The organism is Pelomonas parva (assembly GCF_043555835.1).
In the GTDB taxonomy this organism is placed as follows: Bacteria; Pseudomonadota; Gammaproteobacteria; order Burkholderiales; family Burkholderiaceae_C; genus Pelomonas; species Pelomonas parva.
Genome location: NZ_JBIGHV010000012.1, coordinates 18,438 through 40,671, shown reverse-complemented (window position 1 = coordinate 40,671; position 22,234 = coordinate 18,438). Strand labels below are relative to the sequence as shown.

14 protein-coding genes and 1 other RNA gene are annotated in these 22,234 nt (G+C 68.9%); 9 read left to right on the top strand and 6 right to left on the bottom strand.

Features of this window, described 5'->3' with window-relative positions:
• The first annotated feature begins 27 nt into the window (after positions 1-27).
• The 3 genes from ACG00Y_RS25645 to ffs all read left to right on the top strand — a co-directional run bounded on the left by ACG00Y_RS25645 (position 28) and on the right by ffs (position 1,653).
• Positions 28-1,137: an AIR synthase-related protein gene (locus ACG00Y_RS25645; protein WP_394483919.1), complete on the top strand. Its 1,110-nt coding sequence runs from the start codon at positions 28-30 to the stop codon at positions 1,135-1,137.
• Positions 1,138-1,156: 19 nt separating this feature from the next.
• Entirely contained in the window at positions 1,157-1,546 is a 390-nt protein-coding gene (locus ACG00Y_RS25640) for a SirB2 family protein (RefSeq protein WP_394483917.1), read from the top strand.
• Between the two features lie 10 nt (positions 1,547-1,556).
• Positions 1,557-1,653: signal recognition particle sRNA small type (gene ffs / locus ACG00Y_RS25635), an RNA gene on the top strand.
• A gap of 92 nt (positions 1,654-1,745) precedes the next feature.
• On the opposite strand, the gene ACG00Y_RS25630 is transcribed toward ffs, so the two are convergent.
• From ACG00Y_RS25630 to hrpA, 6 genes are all read right to left on the bottom strand, one after another.
• Positions 1,746-2,147: a hypothetical protein gene (locus ACG00Y_RS25630; RefSeq protein WP_394483915.1), complete on the bottom strand. Its 402-nt coding sequence runs from the start codon at positions 2,145-2,147 to the stop codon at positions 1,746-1,748.
• 20 nt (positions 2,148-2,167) lie between these two features.
• The gene (locus ACG00Y_RS25625) at positions 2,168-3,109 is read right to left on the bottom strand and encodes an OmpA family protein (RefSeq protein WP_394483913.1); all 942 of its coding nucleotides are present in this window, start codon (positions 3,107-3,109) and stop codon (positions 2,168-2,170) included.
• A 26-nt stretch (positions 3,110-3,135) separates the two neighbouring features.
• On the bottom strand, positions 3,136-3,498 hold the full coding sequence (locus ACG00Y_RS25620; RefSeq protein WP_394483912.1) for a DUF4398 domain-containing protein: 363 nt from the start codon (positions 3,496-3,498) through the stop codon (positions 3,136-3,138).
• A gap of 173 nt (positions 3,499-3,671) precedes the next feature.
• Positions 3,672-6,056: a protein kinase domain-containing protein gene (locus ACG00Y_RS25615; RefSeq protein WP_394483910.1), complete on the bottom strand. Its 2,385-nt coding sequence runs from the start codon at positions 6,054-6,056 to the stop codon at positions 3,672-3,674.
• A gap of 17 nt (positions 6,057-6,073) precedes the next feature.
• Positions 6,074-7,843 carry a serine/threonine protein kinase gene (locus ACG00Y_RS25610; RefSeq protein ID WP_394483908.1) on the bottom strand — a complete coding sequence of 590 codons (1,770 nt, stop codon included), beginning with the start codon at positions 7,841-7,843 and terminating at the stop codon, positions 6,074-6,076.
• 232 nt (positions 7,844-8,075) lie between these two features.
• On the bottom strand, positions 8,076-11,909 hold the full coding sequence (hrpA, locus tag ACG00Y_RS25605; RefSeq protein ID WP_394483906.1) for an ATP-dependent RNA helicase HrpA: 3,834 nt from the start codon (positions 11,907-11,909) through the stop codon (positions 8,076-8,078).
• A gap of 40 nt (positions 11,910-11,949) precedes the next feature.
• Between hrpA and argA the strand changes: the two genes are divergently transcribed.
• The 6 genes from argA (at position 11,950) to rpoD (ending at position 22,099) form a co-directional block, all read left to right on the top strand.
• Positions 11,950-13,293 (top strand): amino-acid N-acetyltransferase, encoded by a 1,344-nt coding sequence (gene argA, locus ACG00Y_RS25600; protein WP_394483904.1) that lies wholly within the window; start codon positions 11,950-11,952, stop codon positions 13,291-13,293.
• 78 nt (positions 13,294-13,371) lie between these two features.
• Entirely contained in the window at positions 13,372-13,650 is a 279-nt protein-coding gene (locus ACG00Y_RS25595; RefSeq protein WP_394470945.1) for an oxidative damage protection protein, read from the top strand.
• A 316-nt stretch (positions 13,651-13,966) separates the two neighbouring features.
• A complete protein-coding gene (locus ACG00Y_RS25590) occupies positions 13,967-14,263 on the top strand; it encodes an H-NS histone family protein (RefSeq protein ID WP_394483902.1) in 297 nt (98 codons plus the stop codon).
• Between the two features lie 221 nt (positions 14,264-14,484).
• A complete protein-coding gene (locus tag ACG00Y_RS25585; protein ID WP_394483900.1) occupies positions 14,485-17,655 on the top strand; it encodes a putative bifunctional diguanylate cyclase/phosphodiesterase in 3,171 nt (1,056 codons plus the stop codon).
• Positions 17,656-17,664: 9 nt separating this feature from the next.
• Positions 17,665-19,539 carry a DNA primase gene (dnaG, locus tag ACG00Y_RS25580; protein ID WP_394483899.1) on the top strand — a complete coding sequence of 625 codons (1,875 nt, stop codon included), beginning with the start codon at positions 17,665-17,667 and terminating at the stop codon, positions 19,537-19,539.
• A gap of 319 nt (positions 19,540-19,858) precedes the next feature.
• Positions 19,859-22,099: an RNA polymerase sigma factor RpoD gene (gene rpoD, locus ACG00Y_RS25575; RefSeq protein WP_394483897.1), complete on the top strand. Its 2,241-nt coding sequence runs from the start codon at positions 19,859-19,861 to the stop codon at positions 22,097-22,099.
• Positions 22,100-22,234: the final 135 nt, after the last annotated feature.

The following is a 22,234-nucleotide window of genomic DNA, read 5'->3' as shown; positions in this document are numbered from 1 at the left end:
TGGGGGCGCCGGGGATAATCCCGCCCCATGACCTCGCAAGCCCCCCTCACCTACGACCAAGCCGGCGTCAACTACGACCTGATCGACCCGCTGAAGATCACGGCCCAGCGCGCCGCCGCCGCCACCGCCTCCCACCTCGCCGGCCACGGCTTCAGCGAAGTGAAAGCCTCGCGCGGCGAATCGGCCTATGTCGTGGACGTGGGCCCGTTCTACATCGCCTCCATCGTCGAATGCCTGGGCACCAAGACGCTGGTGGCCGACGAGATGGCCAAGTTGACGGGCAAGAGCTTCTTTGCCGGCATCGCCCAGGACACCATCGCCATGGCCGTCAACGACCTGATCACCGTCGGCGCCACGCCGCTGGTCGTGCAGGCCTACTGGGCCGCCGGCGGCAGCGACTGGTTCGGCGACGCGCAGCGCTCGCAGGCCCTCGTGGCCGGCTGGAAGGCCGCCTGCGACACCTGCCAGGTCGCCTGGGGTGGCGGCGAGACACCGGCACTGGCCGGCATCGTCGAAGACGGCCGCATCGACCTGGCCGCGTCCTGCACCGGCCTCATCAACCCCAAGGAGCGCCTGTCGGTCGGCGACAAGCTCGGTGCAGGTGATGCCATCGTGCTGCTGGCCTCCAGCGGCATCCACGCCAACGGCCTGTCACTGGCACGTAAGCTGGCGGAACGGCTGCCTCAGGGTTATCTGACCGAGATCGAACCCGGCGTCACCTACGGCGAGGCGCTGCTGGCGCCCACGGCGCTGTACTCGCCCGTGACCGAAGCGCTGTGGAAGGCCGGCATCGCGCCGCACTACTGCGCCAACATCACCGGCCACGGCTGGCGCAAGCTGCTGCGCCACCCTAGCGCGCTGACCTACCGCATCCACACCGTGCCGCCGAAGACGGCCGTGCTGGAGTTCATCCAGCAGCAGGCCGGCCAGGACGACCGCGAGGCCTACTCCACGCTGAACATGGGTGCGGGCTTCGCCATCTTCGTCAAGGCCGAGGACGCCGAGCGCGCGGCCCAGGTCGCACGCGACTGCGGCATCGAGGCCTGGGTGGCCGGCACGGTCGAGGCAGGCGAGAAGCAGCTGCTGATCGAGCCGCTGGGCATCCGCTTCAGCGAGGACGACCTGGCATTGCGCTGATCTCGGCGCAGAGCCAGCCATGACCTGGTTCTATTCGGAGATGGTCCAGTGGCATGTGCTGCTGGCCTGGTGCAGCGTCGGAATGTTCTTCGTGCGGGGCCTGCTGTTCCAGTTCGGCACGCCGCAACTGCAGGCCATTGCCAAGGACGCGCGGCTCATGGTGCTGGTGTTCGGCGTCAACGCCTGTCTGGTCGTCACCGGATTGAGCCTGTGGGGAGCCATCGGCTACAACCCGTTGCGGGCCACTTGGCTGGCCATCAAGCTCGTCGCGCTGGTGGGCTACATGGTCTGTGGGCACTGGGCCTTGAGCCAGCAGCGCTTGCACCTGCTGGGCTATCTGACCGCGCTGGCGCTGCTTGCGCTGGCGATGGACCTGTCCATCAGACGGAGCTTCCTCGGTCTCGCTTAGAATGCGCCTCGACGGGCCTCCCCGCATGGAAGCGCGCCCAACCGGGTCAGGTGGGGAACCAAGCAGCCCTAAGCGTTGCAACCAGTGCCGGGGTCAGGCTCGTCACCCTTCCCTCTCAAAAGCAATCGGCCGGAGCCAGCACGAATGCCGGGTCCAGCCGAGGGGAAGAGGCCAGCGCCTCCCTACCGTCAATGCGTCGTCAGTTGCCCGGCGACTTCGGGATGTCGGTTGAGCGAACGGTCAGCGTCTTGATCTGGCCGCCACCGCCCACGCTGCCTTCCACCACCCCTTCACGTACACGACGCTCGCACAGGCTGCGCTCTTCACCGCTCTGCGCTTCGCAGCGTTTGAGCGCATTGCGTGCCAGCTCTGAGGGCTGCTCGCCCGGCGTGGCCAGGCGGCCCCGGCGGGCCAGCGCGTAGGCGGCGCTGGCTTCGCGCAAGCAGGCCGCGCGCGGCTGCTGCGTGCGGCCGGTCGTGCAGTCGGCCTTTTCGCGCTCGTACTGCAGGCGCAACGGGTCGACGTTGCCGGCAGACTGCGCAGCGCCGGTCAGGGCCAGCAGGCCGGCGGCCAGCCAGGCGCTTCGTGAGGTGTGGGTCATCCCGATCTCCTTGGCGCGGATCAACTGCGCGCGCGAACCGGCTGGTTGTCGTTCGAGATGTAGACCTCGACGCGGCGGTTCATAGCACGATCCGACGTGCTGGCGTTGCTTGCCACCGGGTGTTCCTCACCATAGCCACGGGTCGCGACGCGGGCAGGGTCGACACCCTGGGCGCGCAGCGCATCGGCAACCGCTTGCGAGCGACGCTGCGACAGCGTCATGTTCATCGCATCACTGCCGGTGCTGTCCGTAAAGCCTTCGATCAGCACGCGGCGGTCGGCGTGCTGCTTCAGGTAGTTGGCCAGCTTGGCGATGGAGGCCTGGGCCGCCGGTCGGATCTCGGCACGGCCGGTCTCGAACAGCACGTCGCCCAGCGTCACCAACATGCCGCGGTCGGTCTGCTTGGCTTGCAGGTCGGCCAGTTCGCGCTGCAGGTCGGCAGCCTGGGCCTGAGCCCGGGCGGCGTCGGTCTGCGCCGCAGCCGCCTGCTGGCGTGCCGCATCGGCGTCGGCGCTGGCGTTGGCGGCCTGAGCCTGCGCGGTGCTGGCCTGGGCCTGCGCGGTGGTGGCTTGTGCCTGGGCCGCGTTGGCGCGCCTGGCGTTGGCGTCGGCACGGGCACGCTCGCGGTCGGCCTCGGCGAACTTGATGGCCTCTTCATCCGTCTGCGCCTTGGCCAGCGCCAGGGCGGTGCGGGCTTGCGTGGCGGCCACGTAGGCGGTCGAGTTGATGTCGGCCAGCGACTCGCGCTGCACGCTCAGCTCGTCGGCGCGGCGCAGCGTGTCGGTGGCCTTCTTCAGCTCCAGCGGGGCGTACTTGAGCACCGCCGGGTCGTTCTGTGCGCTGCTGACCGTGCTGCGTGCCTGCTGCAGTTCCGGCGAAACCGTCGGGGTGCTGGCGCAGCCTGCAACCAGGGCGGCAGCGGCTGCCAGCGCGGAAAGAGTAGCGATTCGAGTGATTTGCATGATGGGTTTTTCCTTCTTATGGGTGTTCAAGAGCGGTTGAGCTGCGTCTGCAACTGCTGGATGCTCTGGCGCACTTCGGTCAATGCACGGCTGGAGCGGGCGGAGCGGGCGCTGGCCTGGGCCAGGGCGGCATCGGCGGCCGCTTCTTCGGCGAGCTGGCGGGCCTGCACAAACTCCTTGCGGGCCATCGCGGCGTTGGCCCGCGTCAGCTTGTCGCGGGCTGCGGCGAGTTCGGTGGCGGCGTCAGCGGAACTGCCGCTGGCCTGCTCGACGGCGGCGTTAGCGACAGCCATCTGCTCCTTGGGCTCTGGCGTGGACGCGCAGGCGCCGAGGAGGACGGTGGCGCAGGCCAGCAGAATGGCAGCGCGGGATTTAGACATCGGATTCATCACGACTCCTGTGGATGGAATGCCCGAAGGCGCTTGGCGCAGACGGGGGTTTTTGTGTGATGGAGTATTTGGCGCAGCGGCAATGCGCAGCGTCAGCGGCGGCCGCGCCGCCTGTGGGCAGGCAGCCTCAAACCTTGTGGGAGGCGCCCTACAGCCCTGCAGGTGCCAACCGCTCAGCCAGCAGCCTGGCGGAAGGCCATCACGGCCTGGTTGCGCAGCGTGCGCAGCAAGGAGAGTTCCTTGTCGCCCAGCTGCACGGCGCCCGCTTCGGCGTGGTCGGCGTAGATGAGGCCTAACGGCGCGCCCTTGAGCACCAGCGGCAGCAGCAGGAAGCTCTGCGCCTGCATCTCGGTCTTGAACCAGCCCGGCAGGCGTGCCGCGATGTTGGCGGCGCGGGCGTCCTGGATCAGTGTGTCGGCGCCCTTGATGCAGACGGCGGCGAGCAGGTCCGGCGGCTGGCGGGTCAGGTCCACGCGCAGCAGCGGCGCGAGGCGCTCGATGTCGTCGCCCACACCCAGGCGGCCGGTCAGCGTCTGGCCACGCGCGTCGCGCAGGCAGAAGATGACGCGGCGCAGGCGCAGCGCGCGGTAGATGGTCTCCAGGATCATGCGCAGCACGGCATTGAGCTGGAAGCTGTTGACCATCGCGTCGGTGATCTCCTGGACACCGGCGGCGAGGATCTCGCTGGTCTGCGCCGGCTCGCGCGGCGTGACGACCTCGGTGCGCTCCAGCACCTGCGTGGCCAGGTCGTGCTCGGCCAGCGAGTCATGCGTCGACGGGGTCAGCGGCGCCAGCAGGCGCTGGGCGCGGGCGTTGGGCGGCAGGTGCAGGTCCAGCGCCTCGGTCACCTGGGCCAGGCGTTGCCGCGCCACGTCGGCCGCCTGCTCGAAGCGCTCGACCTGGATGCCCAGCGCCCGCGCATGGCGCTGCGCCAGCGCCTTGACCTTGGCGTGGGCCTGTTCGGGCGGCGTGTGCAGGATGAGTTCGGCCATCTCGTTGGACGCGCGGGCCAGCCAGCGCTGGCGCTCGGCGGCGTCCTCGATGAGCTTGGGCGGCGCCTCGCCGCCGGGGCGGCGCATGGCGCGCTGCAGGCTGTCGGGCAGGCCCCATTGCCGCGCCACGCCCAGGCCGAGCGCCTCGTAGCTCATGCCCAGCACCTGGGCAGAGGCCGTGGCCTCGCTGATGGCCTGTCCGTCGTCCGTCGGGCTGACGAGCCGGCGCACGGCCTCGGCTTCTTCCGGGAAATAGAACTCGGTCAGCGTGCGGCCGAGGTGGTGCAGCATGGCGCCGAGGAAGGCCTCCTCGGATTCGCGGTCGTTCATGCACAGCTCGCGCGCCAGCGACGCGGCCATCAGCGAGCGCAGGAAGTCCTCGCGCAGCCGCTGGGCATGGCCCTTGTTCTCCATGCGCTCCAGCAGCACCAGGCTGAGCGCCAGGTTGCGGATGCCGGCAAAGCCGATCAGCGCGACGGCGCGCGACACGGTGCTGATGCCGCCCCCGCCCGTGTGCCGGTAGGCGGCCGTGTTGACCAGGCGCAGCAGCTTCTGCGTCAGCGCCACGTCCTTGAGGATCTCGTTGGACAGGCTGGACAGGCTTTCGTGCTCGGACTGCGTCAGGCGCTGAATGCGCTGGATGGCGTCCGACAGCGCCGGGAAGTCGCTCTTGTGACGCATGCGGCGCAGCAGGAAGTCCAGCACCGGCGCGTCCTGCGCTTCGGCGTCGGGCTCGGCAACGGGCCGCAGCCAGGCGGCCAGCGCGTCGCGCATCTGCGCGGCGCTGGGCCAGCGGGCGGCCGGCTCGCGCGCCAGGCCGCGCTGCACGATGGCGCGCAGCGCGTCGTCCACGGCGGGGTCCAGGCCCGAGGGCAGGACGAGGTCGGTGGTCTGCACGCGCTGCACGGCGCGCCAGGGGTCGGGGTCGTGGTTGAGGCGCTGGCCGCTCAGCATCTCGGCCAGCATGACGGCCGCCGCGAACACGTCCATCTGCGGATGCGGCGCCGCGCCGCGGGCGGCCTCGGGTGAGATGTAGCCCGGCGTGCCGACGATGCGGGTCGGCGCGTTGGTTGCGGGGGATACGCGCGCCGCGATGCCGAAGTCCATCACCCGCGCCCGGCCGCGCGCGTCGATGAGGATGTTGCTGGGCTTGAGGTCGCGGTGCACCAGGCCGGCGGCATGGGCGGCGGTCAGCCCATCCAGCACGCCCAGCATCAATGTGACGGTCTCGGCGGCGGTCAGCTTGGGACCAGCGCGCAGGCGCTCGCTCAGCGTGCCGCCGCTGACGTATTCGAAGACGAGGTAGGAGCGCCCGCCCTGCGTGTCGGCCTCGAAGACCGGCACGATGTTGGGGTGGGTCAGGCGGCTGACGGCGCGGGCCTCGTGCAGCCATTCGTCGACGGTGCCGGGCTCGGCGGTATCCAGCGCCTGGGCCTTCAACAGCTTGACGGCGACCTCGCGGTCCAGCAGCGGGTCGTGGGCCAGCCAGACGGTCGCCTGCGCGCCTTCGCCGAGGCGGCTCAGCAGCCGGAAGCGGCCGAGCTGGGGAGGCAGTTCAACGGCCATGACTGGGCGAGGCTGGATCAAGAGCGGCCGGCGAGGCGGTTGCGCAGCGAGCCCGGCGCGGCGGCGGGAGCCGCCGCTGGTGCCGGCGCCTGACCCGGGCGGTGCGCGCCGGGGTTGAGCGCCTCCATGACCTCGCGCAGGCCCAGGCCCAGCGGCTTGGCATAGCGGCGCGTGACGGCCTCCACGCCGGGCCGGCGCTTGGCCTCCGGCAGCGCCAGCGCCTCCAGCAGCTCGTTGGCCAGGCTGCAGGTCAGGCGCAAGGTGTCGGCATCGTTGCGCGGCGTGTGCACCGGCCCGTCCAGCGGCTGGCGGCGGATCATCTGCAGCAGCTCGTCGCCCAGGCCCCAGTGGCGGGCCACGGCGGCGCCCAGCGCGTCCAGGTCGCAGCCCAGCACGGCATAGGCGGCAGCCTGCTCGCTCAGGGACGGCGGGTTGGCCTGGTCCTCGGTCGGCTCGGGCGGCTGCATCAGCTGGCGGATCTGCTGGGCGTCGTCCGGGAAGTGGTATTGCAGCAGCAGCCGGCCCAGGTTCTGCATGACCGTGATCAGGTGGACGACCTCGCCGTCGTAGCCGGCCGGGCGCAAGGCCTGGGCAATGGTGGCGGCCTTGGTGGTGCGCGCCATCACCTGGCTCAGCATTTCGGCGGCCACCGGCTGCAGCGGGCCGGGCCAGGGCTTGAGCGAGTTGGCGGCCAGTTGCACGCCGTCCAGGCCCAGCATCTGGATGGCGCGCTGCATGTTCAGGATGGTCTCACCGGCATGGCCACTCTGCCTGAGCGCGTTGTTGACGCGGCGCACTAGCTCCAGCGTCAGCGCCATGTCCTTCAGCACCAGCTGCGACAGCGCGCTGGCGTGCTGCGCCTCCATGCCGGCGCCGCCGGTGAAGCGATGCATGCCGGTCGTCGTCGTCGGCAGGTGGCCGATGCGCTGCAGCTTGTCCAGCAGCAGCACGACGGGGCCGCCGTTGTCGTAGGCAGCGGCCTGGCGCCAGCCGTCCAGCGCGCGCAGGAAGCTGCGCGCCAGGTGGTAGCGCTGGCGCAGCTGCCGGTCGGTCGCGCGGTTGCAGATGGCGCGCAGCGGGTCGGGGATGGGGTGGGGTGTCTCCCAGCCCAGCCGCACCAGCTCGCGACCGATGGGTTGCATCTGCTGCACCACGTGCTGCAGGTCGCGCTCCTCCAGCACGGGCTTGCCGCTGAGGATGCGGTTGAGCAGCAGGCCCACGCAGAGCACGTCCTCCTCGGCCGACTCGCGCACCGCGCGGCGGGTCACGGCGGTGAAGTCCACGGTGGCCGGGAAGACTTCCTGCGCGACCTCGATGCCGATGAGGCGCACCTTGTCGTTGGCGTCGATGACAAGGTTGGCCGTCTGCAGGTCGCGGTGGGCGTGGCCGGCCTCGTGGGCGAAGGCCAGGCCTTCCAGCAACTGGCAGACCCAGCCGGCCGCGTCCAGCGGCAGCGGCGCGTTCTGGCGCGCCAGGCGCTCGTCCAGCGTCTCGCCCAGGGCCCGGTCATAGGCGACGTAGGGCCAGTTCTCGACCTGGCCGATCTCGAAGACGGGCGCCAGGTTGGGGTGATGCACCCGCTCGCCGGCCTGGGCCATGCGCAGCCAATGCTCCAGCGCCGGGGCGCTGTTGGGCTTCTCGCGCGGCATGCACAGCATCAGCTCCTGGCCGTGGCGGGCGTCGAAGACACGCCAGATCAGGCTGCGCGCACTCTTGGACAGCAGCGCACGCAACTCGAAACGACCGAAAGTTCTCAGCGGTGAAGCGACAGGGCTGGTTTCAGACACGACAGAAGTGATGGGGGCAGTAACACTTGTTATCCGTGCATTGGACTCCACGCCAGCGGGGGCCAAGCCGAAAGAAGCGTCGAAATGCGACTGATTTCAGCCTGTTCATTCTGCAATCGTGGCTTGTGTGCATCAGCACACGAACGATGCGTCACCCCACCAACTGAGACCAGACCTTGTGGCTTCGACATAACTTGCCTGCGGCAAGTGAGTCTGCGCTGCAAAGTCCGGTTCAGCTTGTCAGCTGACTCCAGACTTTGTCCAGCCGCTTCACGCTCACAGGCTGCGGCGTGCGCAACTCCTGCGCGAACAGGCTGACACGCAATTCCTCCAGCTGCCAGCGGAAGTCGTCCAGCCGCGCGTCGCGCACACCCTTCAGCTCAGCCACGCGGCGCGTGTAGCGCTGCTCCAGCGGCCTGACCTCGCCCATCAGCTTGGTGTCGCGGGCCGGGTCGGCGCGCAGCTTGTCCAGGCGCGTGGTGATGGCCTTCAGGTAGCGCGGCAGGTGTTGCAGCTGCGCCCAGGGCGTGTCGAGTGCAAAGCGTTTGGGCACCAGGCGCTGCAGTTGCGCGGTGATGTCATCGCTGACTTCCTTGGTGGGCCGCGAGTCCTTGAGCTTGCGGGTCGCGTTAGCCAGCTCCTGCAGCACGGCGTGGACGGCGCGGGCGACTTCCTGGGCGATCAGGTTGAGGCGGCTGCGACCTTCCTCGATGCGCCTCTTGAAGGCGAACTGATCGGTGGGGAGCGGGTCACCCAGGAAGGCGCGGTCCAGCGCCACGCCGATGACCTGGTCGCGCAAGTCCTCGGCCGTCCCCAGGCCCATGTAGAGCACGGACATGCGCTGCAGGTCGGGGATGTTCTTCTCGAGGAACTTCAGCGGCTCCTTCAGCTGCAGCGCGATCAGACGGCGCAGGCCGGCGCGGTGCTTGGCGGCCGCCACCTCGGGCTCGTCGAAGACCTCGATCTCGACGTGGACGCCCTTGTCGATCAGCGCCGGGAAGCCGATCAGCGTCTGGCCGCCCTTCTTCACTTCCAGCAGCTCAGGCAGCTCGCCGAAGGTCCAGTCGGTGTAGGCCTGGCTGGCGTCGCGAGCCGGCGTGGCCGGCTTGACGATCTCGGCGCGGATGCCGCGCTCGGGTTGCGGCCTGGGTGCGGGCTCTGCAGCCGGCAGCTTCAGCGCGGCCAAGGCCTGGAAGGCCGACCTCGCCTGGCCGCCCAGTTCGGCCTTCAGCGCGGCGAGCTGGCGGCCCTGGCCGAGCTGGCGGCCATGCTCGTCGACGACGCGGAAGTTCATGAACAGGTGCGGCGCCAGCAGCTCCAGCTTGAAGTCGTTGCGCTGCACGGCGATCTGGCTGCGCTCCTTGACGGCTTTGAGCAGCACGTCGACCAAGCCGCCCTGGCCAAAGGGGTTCAGCTCGACGAACTCGGCGACGAAGTCCGGCAGCGGCGTCAGGCGTGCGCGCGGCTTCTGGTGCAGGCTCTTCAGCAGCGCCGTCACCTTGGCGGCAAGCATGCCGGGCACCAGCCACTCGGCGCGCTCCTCGCTGACCTGGTTGAGCGCAAAGATGGGCACCGTCACCGTCAGCCCGTCACGCGCATCACCGGGCTCGTGCAGGTAGGTCGCCGCGCAGTCCACGCCGCCCAGGCGGATGACCTTGGGGAAGGCCTCGCTGGTGACGCCCGCCGCCTCGTGGCGCATCAGCTCGTCCTGGCTGAGCTGCAGCAGCTTGTCATTGCCCTTGCTGGCCTCGCGCCACCACTTCAGCAGCGTCGCGCCGCTGAACACATGCGCCGGCAGCTTGTCGTCGTAGTAGGCGTAGATCAACTCGTCGTCGACCAGCACGTCCTGCCGGCGCGACTTGTGCTCCAGCGCCTCGACCTTGGCGATCTGGCGGCGGTTGTGGGCCAGGAAGGGCAGCTGCCGCACCAGCTCGTCGGGCAAGTCGTCGTTGACGAGCCCCTCGCGGATGAAGATCTCGCGCGCGGCCCTCGGGTCGACGCGACCGAAGTTCACCTTTCTGTTGCTGTAGATGACGATGCCGTACAGCGTCGCTCGCTCCAGTGCCACGACTTCGGCGGCCTTCTTCTCCCAGTGCGGCTCCAGCAGCTGGGTCTTGATCAGGTGGCCGGCGATGGGTGGCAGCCACTGCGGCTCGATGTTGGCGATGCCGCGGCCGTACAGGCGCGAGGTGTCGACCAGCTCGGAAGCGACGATCCAGCGGCCCGGCTTCTTGCTGAGGTGGGCGCCCGGATGGCGGTAGAACTTGATGCCGCGCGCGCCGAGATACCAGTCCTCGTCGTCGCTCTTCTGGCCGATGTTGCCCAGCAGGCCGGCGAGCATGGACAGGTGCAGCTGCTCGTAGGTGGCGGGGCTCTGGTTCAGGCGCCAGCCGTGCTCGGCAACGACGGTGTGCAGCTGTGAATAGACGTCACGCCACTCGCGCACGCGGCGCGGGCTGATGAAGTTCTCGCGCAGCAGTTGCTCGTGGCGGCGGTTCGACAGCTTGTGCTCGGCGCCGCCACCCTTGGACTCCTCCAGCCACTTCCACAGCTTGAGGTAGCCGCTGAACTCGCTCTTCTCGTCGTCGAACTTCTTGTGCTTCTCGTCGGCGGCCTGGGCGGCCTCCATCGGCCGGTCGCGCACGTCCTGGCCGGTGAGGGCCGAGGCGATGACCAGCACCTCCGACAGCGCCTCGCGGTTCTTGGCCTCAAGGATCATGCGGCCCACCCGCGGGTCCAGCGGCAGGCGCGACAGCTCGCGGCCCAGCGGCGTCAACTCGTTGTTGTCGTCGGTGGCGCCCAACTCAGCCAGCAGCTGGTAGCCGTCGGCAATCGCCTTCGGGCGTGGCGGCTCCAGGAAGGGGAAGCGCTCGACCTCGCCCAGGTGCAGCGCCTTCATGCGCAGGATCACGCCGGCCAGGCTGGACCTCAGGATTTCCGGATCTGTGAACTTGGGCCGCTCGTTAAATTCCTTCTCGCTGTACAGCCGAATGCAGATGCCGTTCGCCACCCGCCCGCAGCGGCCGGCGCGCTGATTGCTCGCCGCCTGGCTGACCGGCTCGATCAGCAGTTGCTCGACCTTGTTGCGGTAGCTGTAGCGCTTCACGCGCGCCAGGCCGGGGTCGATGACGTAGCGGATGCCCGGCACCGTGAGAGACGTTTCGGCCACGTTGGTCGCCAGCACGATGCGCCGGCTGCCGTGCGAGTCGAACACCCGGTCCTGCTCGGCCTGCGACAGCCGCGCGAACAGCGGCAGGATCTCGACGCCCGGCGGGTGGTGCTTGCGCAGCGCCTCGGCCGCCTCACGGATCTCGCGCTCGCCGGGCAGGAAGACCAGCACGTCGCCGCCGCCCTCGCGCCACAACTCATCCACCGCATCGGTGATCGCGTTGTTGACGTCGTACTCGCGGCTCTCCTCGAACGGCCGGTAACGCTGCTCGACCGGAAACAACCGGCCCGACACGGTCAGCACCGGCGCCGGGCCCTTGCTCGACGCGAAGTGGTTGGCGAACCGGTCCGCGTCGATGGTGGCCGACGTGACGACGATCTTCAGGTCCGGCCGGCGCGGCAGCAGCTCGCGCAGATAGCCCAGCAGGAAGTCGATGTTGAGGCTGCGCTCGTGGGCCTCGTCGATGATGAGGGTGTCGTAGGCCTTCAGCAGCGGGTCGCTCTGCGTCTCGGCCAGCAGGATGCCGTCCGTCATCAGCTTGACCGACGCGTTCTTGGCCAGCCGGTCCTGGAAGCGCACCTTGAAGCCGACCACCTCGCCCAGCGGTGTCTTCAGCTCCTCGGCGATGCGCTTGGCCACGCTGCTCGCGGCAATGCGGCGCGGCTGCGTGTGTCCGATCAGACCACCACCGTTGATGCGCCCACGGCCCATCGCCAGCGCGATCTTGGGCAACTGGGTCGTCTTGCCGGAGCCGGTCTCGCCGCAGACGATGACGACCTGGTGCTCGGCCATCGCTTGCGCGATCTCGTCGCGCCGCGCCGAGACGGGCAGCGATTCGGGAAATGAAATGGAAAGAGCCGGTTGAGGCAACCGGCTCTCGATGCGTTCTGAACTCATTGGACGCGCATTGTCCCGCAGCCATGGAGAATCCCGCCCCATGACCGGTCTTGTCTTCCCTCACACCTTCGTGCCCTGGTTCCGTTCCGTGGCGCCCTACATCCACGCCTACCGTGGCGAGACCTTCGTCGTCGGCATGCCGGGTGAGCTGGTCGCCGCCGGCAAGCTGAACAATTTCGTGCAGGACCTGTCCATCCTGCACGCCATGGGCATCAAGATCGTGCTCGTCCACGGCTTCAGGCCGCAGGTCAACGAACAGCTCCTCGCCAAGGGCCAGACGCCGCGCTACAGCCACGGCCGCCGCATCACCGATGCCGTCGCGCTGGACTGCGCCCAGGAGGCCGCCGGCCAGCTGCGCTTCGAGATCGAGGCCGCCTTCAGCCAGGGCCTGCCCAACACGCCGATGGCCAACGCCACCGTGCGGGTCGTCTCCGGCAACTTCCTGACCGCCCGCCCCGTCGGCATCGTCGACGGCGTGGACTTCCAGCACTCCGGCTTCGTGCGCAAGGTCGACGGCGCCGCCATCCAGCGCGCCATCGACATCGGCGCCATCGTGCTGCTGTCGCCCTTCGGCTTCTCGCCCACGGGCGAGGCCTTCAACCTGTCGATGGAAGACGTGGCCACGTCTGCGGCCATCGCCTTGCAGGCCGACAAGCTGCTGTTCGTCTGCGAGGTCGCTGGCGTGCCCGAGGACCCGGACGACCCCGAAAGCCCCATCGACACCGAATTGGCCGTGGCCGACGCCGACCGCATGCTGGCCAAGGCCGGCCCGTTTCCCGAGCCCACCGACGTGGCCTTCTACCTGCGCCACTGCGCCGAGGCCTGCCGCGCCGGCGTCGAGCGCACGCACATCATCCCGTTCACCGTCGACGGCGCGCTGCTGCAGGAGGTCTACACCCACGACGGCATCGGCACCATGGTCGTCGACGAGAAGCTGGAGAGCCTGCGCGAGGCCAGCGCCGACGACGTGGCCGGCATCATCCAGCTCATCGAGCCCTTCGAGCGCGACGGCACGCTGGTCAAGCGCAGCCGCACGGAGATCGAACGCGACGCCGAGCTGTACACCGTCATCGAGCACGACGGCGTCATCTTCGGCTGCGCGGCGCTCTACCCCTATGTCGAAGCGCGCACCGCCGAAATGGCCGCGCTGACGGTATCTGCCGAAGTGCAAGGCCAGGGCGACGGCGACCGGCTGCTGAAAAGAATCGAGCAACGCGCCAAGTCCATGGGGCTGGACAGCATCTTCGTGCTGACGACCCGCACCATGCACTGGTTCATCAAACGGGGATTCCAGCAGGTCGACCCCGATTGGCTGCCGGAAGAGCGCAAGCGCAAATACAACTGGGACCGGCGCTCGCTGGTGCTGGTCAAACGATTCAACTAGGCCCCACCGGGCGCATCCAAACGGCCCGCGCGCTAAAGTGCCGGCCGTTTTCCTTTCTCGCCTTTCAGGAGTCCCGCCATGCCCCGCACCGTCCAATGTGCCTATCTGAAGAAAGAAGCCGAAGGGCTGGACTTCCCGCCCTACCCCGCCCACACCGAACTCGGCAAAAAGGTCTGGGAATCCGTCAGCAAGGAGGCCTGGGCGGCCTGGATGAAGCACCAGACCATGCTCGTCAATGAAAACCGCCTCAACCTCGCCGACCTGCGCGCCCGCCAATACCTGATGCGCCAGGCTGAACAGTTTTTCTTCGGCACGGGTGCCGAAGCGGTGGCGGGCTATGTCCCGCCAGCGAACTGAGCGCAGCTCAGTGGAAAAACTGGGGGCGGCAGCCCGGCGCTGCCGGCTGGAAACTATCCCTGCCGTGCAATTGGCCACGAATACTGCTGGCGCCGCCGCACCCTGCACATGCCGGTCGCCGGCCTGCCGCACCCAAACTGGCGCCAGGCAAATGAAAACCCGTAGCCACCAGCCAACGAAAACTCTTGCATCAAACCCGGCATACGCGATTTAATTCGGCCACCGAGATATTCGTGGCTCAGGCCCCGGCCGGCTCCGAGGCTGCGACAGGCAACGTCGCAAGTCTCCCCGCTCAAATTGCAAGAGGAATAGCAACATGTCCAGTCTCAAAGATCTCCTGGCCCAACGCGCCGCGCTGGATGAACAGATCAACCAAACCAAGGACCGCGAGCGCAATGAAGCGATCAGCAAGGTCAAAACCCTGATGAGCGAATATGGCCTGTCGGTCGCAGACCTCAGCGTGCGCACACCCAAGCCGGTCAAGGTCTCCAAGGTCGCTGCCAAGTATCGCAATCAGGCCACCGGCGAAACCTGGAGCGGCCGCGGCCTGCAACCCAAGTGGCTGAAGGCGGCGATCGCCGGCGGCGCCAAGCTCACCGATTTCTCCGTTTAATTCCTCCTCGGGATTTCCCGCCCGCTCGCCGGGCGCACCCCACAAATCAGGGCCACCTTCGGGATGGCCCTTTTCTTTTGCAGCGAGGCGCCCCATAAACTCGCCGCATGGCTTTCGTCATGTCGTCACCGCCGCCGCTCCCCGGGTTTGACCCTGGGGCCGCCGCCTGCGCTCGTTCAGCGCGACGGTGCCTGGCCCGCAATGCGGCGCTTGGCTGAGCCATGGATCTGTTCTCCAGCGTGAGCGATGCGCTCGACAACGGCGGCGCCGGCGGAACCGCCGCCGAGCGGCCGGCCGCAGCCACGGCGTTGCCGTCCAGCCCGCGGCGCATCCACGACCGCCGGCGCGGCTGGCGCCGCTTGCGCCGCGTCGGCTGGGCCGCGTTGACGGGGCTCGGCGGCGGCCTCATCGCCGCCTGGGCGCTGGCCACCCCGGTCCTGCCGCCGGCGCTGCATCTGCCGCAGGCGCTGTCAGCAGTGCCAGCGGCCGAACTCTTCATTCCCATGCTGCTGGCCGCGCTCGGCCTGGCGGCGCTGTGGCGGCTAGGCGCCTGGGTGCTGCCCCTGGTCATGGCTGGCCTGCTGCTCGGCTGCGGCCTGCCACTGCTGATAGAACCGGGCGCCGACCCGCTGCAGCTGCTGAGGTCCGCCCCGCTGTTGAGCGCGCTGGCCCTGTTGCCGCTGGCCGCCGTCTTGAACCGCACGCTGCTGCGCCGCCTGGGCCTGACCGGCCGGTTGGCCAACCGGCGCGAGATGGCCAGGTTCGCGCTGCTCGCCGGGCTTGCCGCGCCGCTGCTGGCCGGTCTGCTGACCACAGGCGTGCTGCTGGCCGCCGGCCTGAGCCGCAATGCCGCCGTCGTCGGTGCGCTGACGCTGGCCGGCGCCTGGGCCATGGCCTTGCTGAGCACCGGCACCGCCTTGCAGGCCAGCGCCCAGCGGCCCCGGCGCAGCGGCCGCTGGACCGCGCCGATCACCGCCGTCGCCGCCATTGCCAGCCAGGCCGCGCTGAGCTGGCTGCCGCAGGCCGATGCCCTCTTGCTGGCGCCGCACCTGCTGCTGTGCCTGCACGCCCTGCAAGCCTCGCCGCGCAGCAATGCCAGCCTGGGCACCGCCCTGCTCGCGTTGTGGGCGCTGGGCACGACAGCCGGGCCGGCGGCCTACGCCACCGGCGCCTTGCTGGCCGTCCTGCCGCTGGCCGTCATCGCGCTGAGCCAGCACCAGGCCCGTGACCGCGACGGCTGGCGCAGCGCGCTGGACGCCCAGGGCCTGGCGCTGGCCGAATGGCGCCTGCCCGAGGGCCGCCGGCATGTCTCGGCCCGCTGGCTGGCACTGACGACGCCCGCCAACCCGGCCAATCCGGCTGCAAGCGCCGGCAGCGCACCGCTGGACTGGGTGCGCGCCGCCCACCCGCGCGACCGCGAGCGCGTGCGCCTCGCGCTGCGGGAGTTGCTCACCGTGCCGGGTGATGACCGCGTCGGCCTGTCGCTGCGCCTGGCCGCCGACGGCGGCGACTGGCGCTGGCACGAGTTGCAGGCCCACGTACCGCATCGTGACCCGAGAGGCCGGGCGCGCAGCCTCATCATGACGCTGGCCGACGTGAGCTGGCGCCACACCGCCGAGGAGCGCGAGCGCATGTCGGCCACGCTGTTCCAGCAAGCGGCCGAAGGGCTGGCCGTCGTCGACCTGCAGTGGCGCATCGTCGAGGTCAACCCGGCCTGCTGCGAGCTGCTGCACGCCTCGCGCGAGGCCCTCATCGGCCGCCCGGCCGCGCCACTGAGCCTGGCCAACCTGCAGCGCAGCGGCCACGACCCGGCCGAGCTGCAAGCGCAGCTGCAGACCGGCGAAAGCTGGAGCGGCCAGCTGCAAGCCGACCTGGACGACGGCGGCCGCCATGTCTTCGCCGCGCGCCTCAGCCCGGTGCCCGAAGCCCACGGCGCCCAGCCGCGCTGGCGGCTGCTGAGCCTGACCGACCTGGGCGAGAGCCTGCGCCAGCAGGAGCTGCTGCGCCGAAGCACGCGCTACGACAGCGCCACCGGCCTGCCCAACCGCGACGAGTTCATGCGCCTGCTGCCCCAGGCCATGACGGCCGCCAACCGCGACGGCTTCAAGCTCGTCGTCGGCATCATCGACCTGGACGACTTCGGCCGCCTCAATGCCGAGCATGGCCAGATCGTCGCCGACGCCGTGCTGCTGCAGCTCAGCGGCCGGCTGCAGGCGACGCTGCGCGGCGCGCGCGGCGCCTGGCCCGACACCGCCGACCAGCTCGCCCGCCTGCACGGTGACGAGTTCGCCGTGCTGCTGCGCGTGCAGACGCCCGAGGAGGCCCAACGCGCCGTCGACCGCCTGCTGGGCCTGCTGTCCACGCCGGTGGCCATCCGCGAAAGCCGCATCGGCAACGGCCTGGCACTGGAGATCGGCGCCAGCATGGGCGCCACGCTCTATCCGCTGGACGACGCCGACCCCGAAACGCTGCTGCGCCATGCCGGCCACGCGCTGTACCGCGCCAAGCATGCCGGCCGCAGCGTCGTGCAGTTCCACGACCCGACGCTGCACCAGCGCGACGAAGCCGGCCTGATCGCGCTGGCCCGCCTGCAGCAGGCGCTCGACGCCGACGAGCTGCTGCTGCACTACCAACCGCAGATCGACCTGCGCACCGGCCAGGTCATGGGCGTGGAGGCGCTGCTGCGCTGGCAGCACCCGGAGCGCGGCCTGCTGACGCCGGCGCACTTCCTGCCGCTGAGCGAGACCACCGGCCTGGCCGTACAGATCGGCGACTGGGTCATCGAACGCGCGCTGGCACAGATGGCGGCCTGGGCACGTGCCGGCCTCAACGGCGGACGCGGCCTGCCGGTCAGCGTCAATGTCGGTGCCCGGCAGCTGAGGCGGCCCGACTTCCCGCAGCGCCTGCAGGAACTCATCCAGCGCCAGCCGCCCGAGATGGCCCACCTGCTGCACCTGGACGTGCTGGAGTCCGACGCGCTGGCCGAGACGGTCGCCACACAGGCGCTGATTCAGCGCTGCGTGGCGCTGGGCGTGGGCATCGCGCTGGACGACTTCGGCGCCGGCTACTCCAAGCTGTCCTCGCTGAAGCAGCTGTCGGTGGACACGCTCAAGCTGGACCGCGGCTATGTGCAAGGCATGCTGGGCGATGCGCAAGACCTGTCCCTCGTGGAGGGCGTCATCGGCCTGGCCCGCAACATCGGCTGCAACGTGCTGGCCAAGGGCGTCGAGAGCCGCGCCCATGCCCGCGAGCTGCTGCGGCTGGGCTGCCGCCTCGGCCAGGGCAACGGCATCGCCGCCGCCATGCACCCCATGGCCTTGACCGGCTGGATGGACGCCTTCGCCAGGAGCGACTGGGCCAGCCAGTCCAGGGCGGCACTGCAGGCTCCTTAAACTCTCGGGGTGATCCCGCCCGGCTTTATCCACGACCTGCTGGCCCGCGTCGACGTCGTCGAGGTGGTGGGCCGCCATGTCGAGCTGAAGAAGGCCGGCATCAACCACAAGGGCCTGTGCCCCTTCCACGGCGAAAAATCGCCCAGCTTCATCGTCAGCCCCAGCCGCCAGACCTACCACTGCTTTGGCTGCGGCGTGCACGGCAACGCCATCGGCTTCCTGATGGAACACACCGCCGCGACCTTCGTCGAGGCCGTGGAAGACCTGGCCCAACAGGTCGGCATGGTGGTGCCGCAGGACGAACGCTCTCCGGAACAGCGCGAGCGCGCGAAGGCCGAGAAGGAGAAGCAGCACAGCCTCACCGACGTGCTGGCTCGCGCCGCCGATTTCTACAAGGCGCAGCTGCGCAAGTCGCCACGCGCCGTCGAATACCTGAAGGGCCGCGGCCTGACCGGCCAGGTCGCCGCCCGCTTCGGCCTGGGCTACTCGCCCGAGGGCTGGCGTTCGCTGTCCAGCGGCTTTCCGGCCTACGACGACCCGCAGCTGGTCGAATCGGGCCTGGTCATCAGCCCGGACGTCGAACCCGGCGAGGACGCCAAGCGCTACGACCGCTTCCGCGACCGCATCATGTTCCCCATCCGCAACGTGCAGGGTGAAGTGATCGGCTTCGGCGGCCGCGTGCTGGACAAGGGCGAGCCCAAGTACCTGAACTCGCCCGAGACGCCGGTCTTCAGCAAGGGCCGCGAGCTGTACGGCCTGTTCGAAGGCCGCCAGGCGATGCGCCAGCGCGGCTATGCGCTGGTCGTCGAAGGCTACATGGACGTCGTCGCGCTCGCCCAGCACGAATTCGGCAACGCGGTGGCCACACTGGGCACGGCCTGCACCGCCGAGCATGTCCACAAGCTGTTCCGCTTCACCGAGTCGGTCGTCTTCAGCTTCGACGGCGACGCGGCCGGCCGCCGCGCCGCTGTGCGCGCACTGGAGGCCGCCCTGCCCCACGTGACCGAGACGCGCAGCGTCAAGTTCCTGTTCCTGCCGACCGAGCACGACCCGGACTCCTATGTGCGCGAACTCGGCGCCGAGGCCTTCGAGCGCTGCGTCGAGACGGCCGTGCCGCTGTCCCGCCAGCTGTCCACGGTCGCCGCCGACGGCTGCGACCTGAGCACACCCGAAGGCCGCGCCCGCATGCTCAAACAGGCACACCCGCTGTGGAACCTGCTGCCAGACGGCCTGCTGCGCCGCCAGCTGCTGGGCGAGCTGGCCCGCCAGGGTCAGCTGCCGGAGGCCGAGCTGCAGGCGCTGTGGCTGGGCGAGCCGGCCGCCGCTCCCGCCGCCGCCCCGGCACCAGCCGAGCGCCCGCGCTGGCAACCCAAGGCGGAATGGAAAGGCGGCAAGGGCGACTGGAAATCCCGCCGCGACCGTGACGCCGAGCCGCGCCCGTCCGGCCCGCGCGCCGTGCCGTCGACGCCGACCGACAACGCCGTGCGGCTGCTGCTGCAGCACAGCGAGCTGTGGGAAACGCTGGCCGAAGAGGACCGCGCGCTACTCCACGAGCTGCCAGGCGTCCATGGCGAGCTGATCCATTGGCTGGAACGCCACCTGACCCACCACGGCGCCAGCCCCTGGGCGGTCATCCAGGCCGGCCTGGTGGCGGACGGGCATGGCGATGCGGTCAGCCGCCTCGTGGGCCATCTGCAGGCACTGGGCATCGAGGAGCTGGAACCGGCGGCCGACCTGGCCCGCGCCGTCACCCGCCTGCGCTCGCAAACCTCGACACCCCTGCCAGGCGGCAGCGGCGCGACCGACGACGAGCGCCGCCGGGCACTCGAAGCCCTGGCCCGCACGCGCGAACGGCACGGCATCCCGCCCGGCAAGATGCCCTGAATTTTGACCTCGCGATGAAACGCGTGGATAATCTTGCGTTTTCCGCGCGCGTCAACAAGAGTGACGGCAGAGAAATGCCGGACCCGGCCACCCAGCGACACTGGGCAACTCGCTAAGAGTTTTGATGGCCAAGATATCCGCCAGCTCTGCATACCAAACGATCACGCCAGCTTGTTCGCGCCACGCCAGGGTCCCTCACTGAAACCCTGACGGTGAAAGCCACCGCCCCCAGCCCCGCCGGATTGAGTCCGAGCCCGGGCCGGCTGCGGTGGCTGCTGCATTTCTGAATTGACCCGCGCAAACCCCTCGAAGGACCTGCATGACCGCCAAGAAGACCGCGACCAAGGCCAGCCCCGCCCCCGCCGAAGAACTCCAGAAGAAGACTGCCGTGAAGGCAGCCGCCGAGGCGCCGGCCAAGACCGCGAAGCCCGCCGGCAAGACCGCCAAGGCGGCCGGGTCAGACGAAGACAAGCCCAAGCGCGGCCGCAAACCCAAGGCGGAGACCGAGTCCAAGAAGGCCGGTGGCAAGAAGGTCGTCGAGGAAGACGTGGACCTGTCCGACGTCGACGCCGAGCTGGAGGGCGAGGTGGAAGCGGAGGTCGAGGAAGTCACCGCCGTGGCGGAAGACACGCCCAAGGCCAAGCCGCTGCGCATGAAGGTCAGCCGCGCCAAGGAGCGTGCGCTGATGCGCGAGTTCGGCCTGGAAGAGACCGCGCTGACCGAAGAGGAAGCCCTCAAGCGCCGCAGCGAGCTGAAGACCCTCATCAAGATGGGCAAGACGCGTGGTTTCCTGACGCACCAGGAAATCAACGACCACTTGCCCGAGAAGCTGGTCAGCGAGGAAATCCTCGAAGCCATCGTGTCCATGCTCAACGACATGGGCATCGCCGTGTACGAGCAGGCGCCCGACGCCGCCACGCTGCTGATCCAGGGCAACACGACGGCCACGTCGACCGAGGAAGAAGCCGAAGAAGCCGCCGAAGCGGCGCTGTCGACGGTGGACTCCGAGTTCGGCCGCACGACCGACCCGGTGCGCATGTACATGCGCGAGATGGGCACGGTCGAACTGCTGACGCGTGAAGGCGAAATCGAAATCGCCAAGCGCATCGAAGGCGGCCTGCAGGCCATGATGCTGGCAATCTCGGCCTCGCCGACGACCATCGCCCACATCCTCGAGTTCTCCACCAAGATCCGCGCCGGCGAGATGCAGATCTCTGAAGTCGTGGACGGCTTCGTCGCCGCCGACGAGGCCGACGACTATGTGGCCGAGGAAGACTTCGACGAATTCGACGAGGAGGACGACGACGACGGCAACGGCGGCTCCAAGGCGCTGACCAAGAAGCTCGAAGAGCTGAAGAATGCCGCACTGGTGAAGCTGGACACCATGTCCGTCGCCTTCGACAAGATGCGCAAGGCCTTCGAGAAGGACGGCTACAAGTCCCTCCCGTACAACAAGGCCCAGCAGGCCATCAGCGCCGAGCTGATGACGATCCGCTTCACGGTCAAGACCATCGAGAAGCTGTGCGACATCCTGCGCAGCCAGGTGGACGACGTGCGCCGCTACGAGCGTGAGCTGCGCAAGATCGTGGTCGACAAGTGCGGCATGCCGCAAGAGCACTTCATCAAGACCTTCCCGCCCAATGCACTGAACCTGAAGTGGGCCGAGAAGGAAGTCGCTGCCGGCAAGCCGTACAGCGTCATCCTGGCGCGCAACCTGCCGCCGGTGCAGGAGCTGCAGCAGAAGCTGACGGACATCCAGGCCAAGGCCGTCGTGCCGCTGGACGACCTGAAGGACATCAACAAGAAGATGAACGAGGGTGAGAAGGCCTCTCGTGACGCGAAGAAGGAAATGATCGAGGCCAACCTGCGCCTCGTGATCTCCATCGCCAAGAAGTACACCAACCGCGGCCTGCAGTTCCTGGACTTGATCCAGGAAGGCAACATCGGCCTGATGAAGGCGGTGGACAAGTTCGAATACCGCCGCGGCTACAAGTTCTCGACGTATGCGACGTGGTGGATCCGCCAGGCCATCACGAGGAGCATTGCCGACCAGGCCCGCACCATCCGCATCCCGGTTCACATGATCGAGACGATCAACAAGATGAACCGCATCTCGCGCCAGCACTTGCAGGAGTTCGGCTTCGAGCCGGACGCGCCGACGCTGGCCGAGAAGATGGAGATCCCGGAAGACAAGATCCGCAAGATCATGAAGATCGCCAAGGAGCCGATCTCCATGGAGACGCCGATCGGCGACGACGACGACAGCCACCTGGGCGACTTCATCGAGGACACCAACAACACGGCGCCCATCGAGGCCGCGATGCAGGCTGGCCTTCGCGACGTGGTGAAGGACATCCTCGACAGCCTGACGCCGCGCGAAGCCAAGGTGCTGCGCATGCGCTTCGGCATCGAAATGCAGAGCGACCACACGCTGGAAGAAGTCGGCAAGCAGTTCGACGTGACGCGTGAGCGCATCCGCCAGATCGAGGCCAAGGCGATCCGCAAGCTGAAGCACCCGAGCCGCAGTGACAAGTTGCGCACGTATCTGGACAACCTGTAAAGGTTGGCCAGGGACGTGGTTCGCGCCAGCGAACTGCCGCGTAGCGGCAACGCGACTTGCGCCCTGACTCGCACAGCGAGGCGGGGCACAAGCTGCGCGCGACACCGCAAGGCCGGCTTCGCCCGGCCTTTTTTG